The sequence below is a fragment of the uncultured Agrococcus sp. genome (assembly GCF_945915485.1).
In the GTDB taxonomy this organism is placed as follows: domain Bacteria; phylum Actinomycetota; class Actinomycetes; order Actinomycetales; family Microbacteriaceae; genus Agrococcus.
Genome location: NZ_CAMEFJ010000104.1, coordinates 1 through 7,748, shown reverse-complemented (window position 1 = coordinate 7,748; position 7,748 = coordinate 1). Strand labels below are relative to the sequence as shown.

The following is a 7,748-nucleotide window of genomic DNA, read 5'->3' as shown; positions in this document are numbered from 1 at the left end:
TTGACCTCTGCGCCGAGGAAGAAGCCGTCGCCGCGCTCGACGTTCTCGCGCCACAACGCCTCGACGTACTCGCGCGGGCGCAGCTCGAGGTCGCTCTTACCGCCGCCGGCCATCGCCATGAGGCGGTGGAGGCTGCTGAAGGTTTCGGCGTTCGCTGGGAGGCGTTTGATCTCGACGGAGTCCTTCATCGCCCGCCGCACCATGTTGCGCGTCTTCTTGTTGAAGGCCATGAGCAGCGCGTCATCGTCTTTGTCGATCGGCACGATCACGGTGCGGTTGTTCGCGTGCACGCCGGGCCGCCTGGTCACGTCGGGAGCCGTCAGCGATGCGGATGCCGCGATTTCGGCATCCACGCCTTCGCCGGCCTGCACGGGAGGATCCATGAGCACGTGGAACACACCGAGGCGAGCACTGCGCAGGAAGCGGCGCAGCGCGTCGAGGTGCTCGGCGAAGTCGGCGACGGACGTCACCGCCGGGCCGCGGGGGATGTACCACTGGCGGCCCGTGAGCGGGATGCGGCGCTCCAGCACCAACGCAACGCTCGCGATCTCACCACCGCGTTCGAACACCAGATGACGGGGATGCACGCCGAGCGTTTGTTTCGCGACTGCGAGGCTCTCGCTGAGTCGGAAGTCACCCGCAGCGGGGTTCGCGGCGACGAGGTCGTCCCAGCGTTTGCGCTCATCGTCGGTGGCCCATCGCGCTTGCAGTTCAAGCATCTCGTATCTCTCCGTCGTCTAACACGTCTTGTCGGCACGATCCGGACTCCGATTGCGCGGCCGCTCGTATACCCTGCCGACCTTCGTGTGCCTTTTCTCGGTCTATTTCACCAGCCGAGACGATTATTTCGATGATTGCCCGCATAGACCGAGTTTTGGCTACAGGGCAACGCGGTGCGGTGCCGTCGAGACGGTGCAGCGGTGAGGGGGCGAGCATAGGGCGCCTAGTAGATCGAGAAATCGCCGGTGCGCGAGCGGTAGAGCTTCGCGTAGGCGCGCTCGCCGATGCGGTTCCAGACGCGGTACGGCAGCTTGCGCACAACAAGGTCGAAGGCACCGATATGCGAAACGCGTTCGCCGAAGCCGAGCTTGAACTTGCCAGAGGTGAACAAGACGTGGTCGGCATCGCTCTGCGCGTCGGCGGGAGCGACTCCGAACATGTCGTAGACGGTGGCGCCCCTCGCGCGGTACGTGCGCATGGCGTCGAGATTGATCAGGTGGGCCATGCCCTGCTGAGTCTTGTCGCGTACCGAACCGGTGTCTTTGTAGACCGCTTGGCTGCCGTACTGGATCGTGAAGGTCAGCATTGCCGGGGCACCGTCGACTTCAACGGCCGTGAATCGCCCCTGTCCCTTGCTCGTGAATCCCTTCCACAGCGACTCCATGTACGATTTCGGCCGCAGGAGCAGTCCGTCTTTCCCGCCTCCGACCATCCTCATGAGCTCGTGCATCCGGTCGAAGGTCTCTTGCGTCGGAGGATACTCGACGACTTCGAACCCCGCGCGCTCGCCGCGACGAATCATCTTGCGGGTTGTCCGGTTGAACTGGGCCAGGAGTTCGTCGTCGTTCTCGAGCAGGGGCACTTGAACCGTATTGAGGTTGGCCTGCATGCCCTCGCGGCGATGAATATCCGGGGCAGTGAGCGAAACGGAGTCGTCAAGCGCCTGCTCCACCTCCGGTGTGCTGAGCACGGGCGGTTCGAACGTCACCGCAAACACCCCATTGACGTGCGCCTTAATGAATCGACGAAGAGCATTCACGTGATTCTCGAGTTCGTTCACGGTCGTCACTGCCGGCGCCCGGCTACCCCACCAGAGTCTACCGAGGGCGGGGATGCGGCGTTCGTGGAAGAGTGCGACGCTCACCCGCTCGTGCTCACGTTCGAACACGACGTAGCGTGGATCCATGCCGTGCGGGATCTTCGCTTCGGCGACCGTTGACGACTGCAGGAAATCGCCGCCGGCGGGGTTCGCAATGACGAGTTCATCCCAGCGGGCGCGTTCATCTTCCGTCGCCCAGCGAGCTGAGAGTGCGGTCATCAGGTTTCTCCTTAGCGAACGGATAGATTCAGGTTCGTGGAAGTTCGCGTTGTATGCAAGCGCACCACTGGCTCCCTGCCTTGCCACGAATTCGATCCGCAGGATCGACTTCCAAGGCTACCGGCGGGATGCGCGCGAAGGTAGCCGCGGCTCGCGAACGAAAGCCGTGCCGGGCGTCAGCGGAGCCGCTCCCGTGCGATGCGCGCCCTCGCGAACGGCCACGCCAGCAGGATGGCCGGGATCACACAGGCGCCGAGCATCGCGAACCGGAAGGTGGATCGCACGATGTCGAGCGGTACGCGCTCGATCCAGTCGAGCCAGGCGGCTTCTCCCGTTCCGTACAGCATCAGCAGCCAGTCGCCTCCGTAGATGATGCCGGCCACCCCGGCCACGCCGGCAGCGAGTGCCCAGATGACTGCGATGAGCACGGGCAGCGGCAGCAGCGACCACGCGAGCGGACGTTTGCGGCGCACGCTCAGCCAGGTCATGAACCCGAGCAGAACGGTTGCGGGGCCTGAGAGCACGACGGGAGCCGGTACCTCGGGTGACAGTGACGGATTGAACTCGAGCAGGCCCGGCAGGATGAGTGCTCCGTAGGCGAGCGCCGCGAAGAGAATCCCGACGACTTTTCCCCCGGCGGGGCCCGGCAGAATCAGCAAACTCGCAAGCAGCGCAGGAGCACCTATCAGCGTGAACGGATTGAGCAGCGACTGCAGACCCTCGAGGTCGAGAAAACCGAGCGCTCCGTGCACCAGCAACCAGGTGGCGATGAGCAGCAGGAGGCCACCGAACAACAGGCGCGACCATCCGGCGCTCGTGAGCTCTCGCCCCGAGCGTGGGGGATGACCGTACTGCTCAGATGCGGCAGCGTGCGGAATCGCTGCGTTCGGCGCCGTGTATTCGGCATTGCCGGCGCTGGTCGCGCTGCGTTCGCGCGCGGGCCCGGCGGGCTGCTGGGCGCCGATGCGCTGCGTCGGGGCATCCGAGGCGTAGTTGGGAGCGGGCTCATCGCGGTACGCCGGCATGATCTTGGTCGGCTCATACTCCTCGTAAGGAGCCTGTTCCTGCGTCGGCTGCTCGGCGAAAGGGCCACGAGGATCGAGGGCGTCCTCCCCGATTTCGAAGTCGGGGTCGGGTGCACGACGCGGTTGGTCGTCGTTGAACGGGATGCGATCATCAGTGCTCATGGAGCCTCCTTACCGATCGTAGCTGTGAAAAACAGATGTGCCCCGACCTGGGGCCGGGGCACGCTCTGCACAGTCGGGATTCAGCGCCGTCGCGATCAGCGTCGCAGGATGGCGATGATGCGGAGGATCTCGATGTAGAGCCAGATGATGGTCACGGTGATGCCGAACGCCGCGCTCCACTCGTACTTGGCCGGCGCTCCGCGCTTGACACCGTTTTCGGTCATCTCGAAGTCCATGACCAGCGAGTACGCGCCGAGCAGAACGGCGAGAACACCGAGGATGAGCCCGAGCGGGATGCCGAAGACCTCCATCGTTCGCATCCCGAACTCGTGCTGCGTCGCACCCGTCCACATCATGATGACGTTCACAAGGGAGAAGAGCGCGTAGCCGATGAGCGCGATGAAGAAGATCTTCGTCAGTCGGGGTGAGGTGCGTACGATGCGGAAGGCGTAGAGCGCGAGCGTTGCTCCGAAGACGCACGCTGTTGCGATGAGCGCCTGCATGATGATGCCGGGCATCTCGAGCAGGAACTCGAACATCGTCGAAATGCCACCGAGGAAGAAGCCCTGTGCCAGAGCATAGGCGAGGATGAGTCCGCGGCTCGGCTCGCGCTTGAAGATGTTGACGAGCGCGAGCACGAATCCGACGAGCGCGCCGCCGTACGTCAGCGCGTAGAAAGGCAGCTCAAGCCCCGCGAAGAACGTGGCCATCGTGACGACGAATCCGATCGCGACGACACCGAGCGTCATCGCGGTCTTCACGATCGTGCCGTCGATCGACATGCGGCCCGTTTCCTGCGGCGTCGCCGCTGGGCGGTCGTAGATGTCGTTCAGCTGCTGCGCGCTGGGCGAAGCCTGACCGTACTGCTGCTGTTGGCCGCCGAACTGCTGGCCAAATTGCTGGCCCTGCTGCTGGCTCCAAGACTGGGCGCGGTTGGGGTTGTTCGTGAACGCGGGATTACTGTTAAACGCTGGATTCGACACGCTACCTCCTGTAGTCCTTCAATCGTATCTGGCCGAGGAGCCGCTCTCCGGCGTATCGCCGGTATTCATACGGATTCGACACCTTCGTTCTCGTTCGGCTGAATTTCCGGGTGCGCTCGAAGAGTTGGGCTGCGGGTGCGGACCCTGCCGAATGTATGGGCTGTGCCCAATGTATGGATATCCGCCCGACATTCGGAACACGCTGTCGGGTTTCCATACATCCGGCACGCCATCGCGTCCACGAAGGAATCACCGTCGGGGTCCTTGAACGACCTCCGCGGGAAGGCCATCCCGTACGATGGCCACGTGACCGGCACAGCGGAACATCGGCAGGAGCATCCCGCCCCGAGAGTCATCGCGCACAGGGGTGCGAGCGGCTACCGTCCCGAGCATTCGAGAGCTGCCTACGAGCTTGCGATCGAGCAGGGAGCCGACGCGATCGAGCCGGATGTCGTAGTTTCCGCGGACGGTGAGCTCGTACTGCGCCACGAGAACGCGCTCACCGACACGACGGACGTGGCCGAGCATCCCGAGTTCGCGGATCGTCGCACGACGAAGACGGTCGACGGCATCGAGCACACCGGCTGGTTCGCGGAAGACTTCACGTGGCTGGAACTTCGCACGCTGCGCCTGCGAGAACGTATTCCGCCCCTGCGCCCTGCGAACACCGAGTACACGGATGAACGCATGCTGCGCCTCGAGGATCTTCTGGCGCTGCTGGAAGGAACAGGGGTGACCCTTGTCGCAGAGCTGAAGCATCCCACCTACTTCGCCTCTATCGGCCACGATCTCGGAGCCCTGTTCGCGGAGCGGATGCGGGCATCCGGATGGGCGGATCGCCCCGATCGCGTTGTGGTCGAGTGCTTCGAGGAGAGCGTTCTGCACGAGGTGCGCGCTCGCGGTGTGCAGGGGCGACTCGTGTATCTGATGATGGCGGGGCAGTCGGCGCCGGATCTCGTCGAACGCGACGGCGCAGCAGCGCTGACGTATCGTGATCAACTGCTACCCGGTCAACTCGTGCGGCTGCGTGAGCGCGGCATCGACGGCATCTCGCTGAGCAAGGGGTTCTTGCTGGAAGACGGTGCGGATGCCTTGATCGAACGGATGCACGGGCTCGGATTCGACACCTTCACGTTCACGCTGCGACCCGAGAATGCGTTTCTCGACGAGCGGTTCAGGAGCGCAGAAGATACTTCTGGAGATGCCGGGGTCACGATCGATCTCGCGGAGCACGGCATCGGAACGGGCCGAGCGAGTATGCGCTGGCTGGCGGAACACGGTCGGTGGCAGGACGAATGGCGAGCGATCATGTCAACAGGGGTCCGCTGGGTGTTTGTTGATCATCCCGATCTTCCTCACCGGATTACACGAGACTAGATCGTGGCCCGAGCGTCGGGATATTCGACGTTGGTGACCGAATGTCTGGCGGATTGCCCGACACCCGGCACAATCCATACATTCGGCACGGGCAGGGGTGTCTGAGCGGGCCACGCGTGCCCGTCGTGTCGGAGGCGCAGCTTAGGATGGAGCGGGTATGGATGAACTGTGGGGACTCGAGTTCGATGCGCCGCCCGCGCGGCCGGCATCGGGAATTGACGCACGCCTGCTGGAAGGCTTGAACGATCGGCAGCGAGAGGCCGTCGAATATCGCGGGCAGGCGCTGCTGATTCTGGCGGGCGCCGGCAGCGGTAAGACGCGCGTGCTCACGCACCGCATCGCCGGGCTGCTGAGCGCGCGCGAAGCATGGCCGAGTCAGATCTTGGCGATCACATTCACGAACAAGGCCGCGGCTGAAATGCGTGAACGCGTCGAGGGGCTCGTCGGTGAGGATGCTCGTGGGATGTGGATCTCGACGTTCCACTCCGCGTGCGTTCGCATCCTGCGGCGGGAGGCCGAGAACTTCGGCTTCAAGCAGGCGTTCACGATCTACGATTCCGGTGACGTGCGCGCGCTGCTGAAGCGCCTGATCAAGCAGTCGGGGTCGGACATCCAAGGCTTGACGCCCGGTGGTGTCGCCTCGAAGATCTCGCGCGCGAAGAACGAGCTCCACGATGTCGACTCCTACATGTCCACGGCGAACCTGCAGAACCCGCAGGAGCAGGCGTTCGTGGAGATCTGGCGCACCTACGACGCCGAGCTGCGCCGCGCGCACGCCTTCGACTTCGACGATCTCATCGCGCAAACGGTCTTCCTGCTGCGCGCGTTCCCGAACGTCGCTGCGCAGTACAGAAAGCGATTCCGGCACATCCTCGTCGACGAATACCAGGACACCAACGCGGCGCAGTACGCGCTGATCCGGGCGCTGACACAACCCGTCACCCGCACGGAACTGCCGGAGCTGCGCAGCGATCTGCTCGCGGCATCCCTCACGGTTGTCGGTGATGGCGACCAGTCGATCTATGCGTTCCGCGGCGCGGACATCCGCAACATCACCGACTTCGAGCGCGATTTCACCGACGCCAGGGTCATCATGCTCGAGCAGAACTATCGCTCGACGCAGAACATCCTCTCGGCTGCGAACGCCGTGATCCGCAACAACTTCGATCGCCGCGAGAAGAAGCTCTGGACCGACAGCGGCGACGGTCAGCGCATCATCGGTTTCACCGGATACTCGGGGCACGACGAGGCGCAGTTCGTCGCCGACGAGATCGTGAAGCTGCAGGGCGAAGGGATGCGCTGGAGCGACGTCGCGGTCTTCTACAGGACGAACGCGCAGACCCGAGCACTGGAGGAGGTGTTCATCCGCTCTGCCATCCCGTATCGCGTGATCGGCGGCACGAAGTTCTACGAGCGAGCCGAGGTCAAGGACGCCATGGCGTACCTGGTGACGGCCGCGAACCCGGACGACGCGTTGAGCCTCCGCCGCATCCTGAACACGCCGAAGCGGGGGATCGGGCCCGCGACCGAGGCGTCGCTGCAGGCGTTCGCCGACGAGCACGGCATCTCGTTGCGGCAGGCGATGCGCAGGGTCGACGAGATCGGGTTCGGCCCCAAGATCCAGCGGGCGATCACCGACCTCGCGGCACTGCTCGACGAGCAGATCGCGAAGGAGGATCAGAGCCCAGGTGAAATCCTGACCGATCTCATGACGCGCTCCGGCTACCTGGATGCCCTGAAGCGTTCACCCGACCCGCAGGATGCCGCACGGCTCGAGAACGTCGAAGAACTTATAGGAGTCGCGCGCGAGTTCCGGCGTCAGAATCCCGAGGGCACACTCGTCGACTTCCTGACCGAGGTCGCACTCGTGGCCGCGGCCGACGAGATCGACGACAGCGAGGGGCAGGTGTCGCTCATGACACTGCACACCGCGAAGGGGCTCGAATACGACGCCGTGTTCATCACGGGTGTCGAAGAAGAACTCCTGCCGCACCGGATCTCGTCCGGCGAGCCGGGAGGCCCTGCCGAAGAGCGCAGACTGTTTTATGTCGGCATCACTCGAGCGCGTAAGAAGCTGCACATCTCGCTCGCGATGACGAGAGCGCAGTACGGCGAGATATCGCCGGCGATGCCCAGTCGCTTCCTCGAGGAGATTCCCACCGA

5 protein-coding genes and 1 pseudogene are annotated in these 7,748 nt (G+C 64.1%); 2 read left to right on the top strand and 4 right to left on the bottom strand.

Annotation, left to right across the window (positions count from 1 at the left end):
• The 4 genes and pseudogenes from Q0O95_RS12415 to Q0O95_RS12400 all read right to left on the bottom strand — a co-directional run.
• Nucleotides 1–719 (bottom strand): annotated as a pseudogene (locus Q0O95_RS12415) (peptidoglycan bridge formation glycyltransferase FemA/FemB family protein); the annotation flags it as partial.
• A gap of 224 nt (nt 720–943) precedes the next feature.
• On the bottom strand, nt 944–2,038 hold the full coding sequence (locus Q0O95_RS12410; RefSeq protein ID WP_293699183.1) for a GNAT family N-acetyltransferase: 1,095 nt from the start codon (nt 2,036–2,038) through the stop codon (nt 944–946).
• A gap of 176 nt (nt 2,039–2,214) precedes the next feature.
• Nucleotides 2,215–3,225: a hypothetical protein gene (locus tag Q0O95_RS12405; protein ID WP_293699180.1), complete on the bottom strand. Its 1,011-nt coding sequence runs from the start codon at nt 3,223–3,225 to the stop codon at nt 2,215–2,217.
• Nucleotides 3,226–3,320: 95 nt separating this feature from the next.
• Nucleotides 3,321–4,208: a Bax inhibitor-1/YccA family protein gene (locus tag Q0O95_RS12400; protein WP_293699177.1), complete on the bottom strand. Its 888-nt coding sequence runs from the start codon at nt 4,206–4,208 to the stop codon at nt 3,321–3,323.
• Between the two features lie 306 nt (nt 4,209–4,514).
• On the opposite strand from Q0O95_RS12400, the gene Q0O95_RS12395 reads away from it, so the two are divergent.
• Together Q0O95_RS12395 and Q0O95_RS12390 are read left to right on the top strand one after the other, a co-directional pair.
• Complete coding sequence (locus Q0O95_RS12395; RefSeq protein WP_293699174.1) at nt 4,515–5,585, top strand: glycerophosphodiester phosphodiesterase family protein; 1,071 nt, start codon at nt 4,515–4,517, stop codon at nt 5,583–5,585.
• Nucleotides 5,586–5,742: 157 nt separating this feature from the next.
• On the top strand, nt 5,743–7,748 hold a 2,006-nt coding region (locus tag Q0O95_RS12390; protein ID WP_293699171.1), incomplete at its 3' end, for an ATP-dependent helicase.